The organism is Pseudomonas sp. 05N434 (genome assembly GCF_056396965.1).
In genome coordinates, this window is sequence record NZ_JBFTMK010000819.1 from 1 (window position 1) to 1492 (window position 1492).

The 1492-nt window shown below is 64.1% G+C and carries 1 protein-coding gene; it reads right to left on the reverse strand.

Going from position 1 to position 1492, the window contains the following annotated elements; translation table 11 throughout:
• Window positions 1-1492: DUF5801 repeats-in-toxin domain-containing protein (locus tag AC1DLB_RS29735; protein WP_477786257.1), on the reverse strand; the 1492-nt coding region annotated here is incomplete at both ends.

Genomic DNA, 1492 nt, shown 5'->3' on the forward strand with positions numbered 1-1492 from the left:
ATGTTGAGGGTGGCCTGGGCGCTGTCGCCGTCCTTGTCGGTTTTGGTCGCCGTCAGGGTCACCAGATCGTCCGAGGTCAGGCTCGTCGAGTCATCGGGATTGGTCGTGACGGAATGCACCACAGCGCGGATCTGGTCGAGGGTGACGTCGCCATTAGCGGCGACACTGACCGTGAACACCAGGTCGTTGCTAATCGCCGTGTGGCCTTCCACCACGCCGCCGTTGAGCGACAGGTTGACCGCCTGGCCCGTGGCCGTATCCGTCAGCCCGGAGCCTCCCGCGACCACGCCCAGCGCATAGGTCAGCGTGCCGGCGCCATCAGCGCCAWACGCCGAGGTGAAGTTGGCGGCAAAGCTCTTGGTATCGTTGGTCGCCAGTACCGTTTCGTCCACTGTCAGCGTCGGTTCTGTACCGGTGGTGCTGATACTTGGCCCGTCGTCCTTGAACACCAGGTTCTGGCCGATGTTGAGGGTGGCCTGGGCGCTGTCGCCGTCCTTGTCGGTCTTGGTCGCTGTCAGCGTCACCAGGCTGTCCGAAGTCAGCGTCTTCGAATCATCCGGATTGCTTGCGTCGGAATGCACCACGGCCCGGAGTTGGTCGAGGGTGACGTCACCGTTGGCGGCGACGCTGACCGTGAATACCAGATCGTTGCTCGTCGCCGTGCGGCCTTCGACCACGCCGCCGTTAACCGACAAATTCACCACTTGGCCGGTGGCCGTGTCGGTCAGCCCGGAGGCACCCGCCACCACGCCCAGTGCATAGGTCAGCGTGCCGGCGCCATCGGCGCCATACGCCGAGGTGAAGTTGGCCGCAAAGCTCTGGGTGTCGTTGGTGGCCAGTGCCGTTTCGTCGACTGTCAGCGTCGGTTCCGTGCCAGTGGTGCTGATGCTCGGCCCGTCGTCCTTGAACACCAGGTTCTGGCCGATGTTGAGGGTGGCGTGGGCACTGTCGCCGTCCTTGTCAGTGATGGTTGCCGTCAGCGTCACCAGATTGTCCGCGGTCAGGGTCTTCGAATCATCGGGATTGGTGGTATTGGGATGCACCACGGCGCGGAGCTGGTCGAGGGTGACGTCGCCATTGGCGGCCACACTGACGGTGAACACCAGTAGGTTGGTGGTGGCCGTGTGACCTTCCACCACGCCGCCATTGAGCGACAGGTTCACCGCCTCGCCCGTGGCTGTGTCCACCAGCCCTGAGGCGCCCGCGACCACGCCCAGCGCATAAGTCAGGGTGCCGGCCCCGTCAGCGCCATACGCCGAGCTGAAGTTGGCGGCGAAGCTCTTGGTATCGTTGGTCGCCAGTACCGTTTCGTCGACTGTCAGCGTTGGCTCGGTGCCGGTGGTGCTGATGCTGGGGGCGTCATCCTTGAACACCAGGTTCTGCCCGATATTGAGGGTGGCATGGACGCTGTCGCCGTCCCCATCGGTCTTGGTCGCCGTCAGCGTCACCAGGCTGTCCGAGGTCAGCGTCTTCGAATCATCGGGATTGGTCG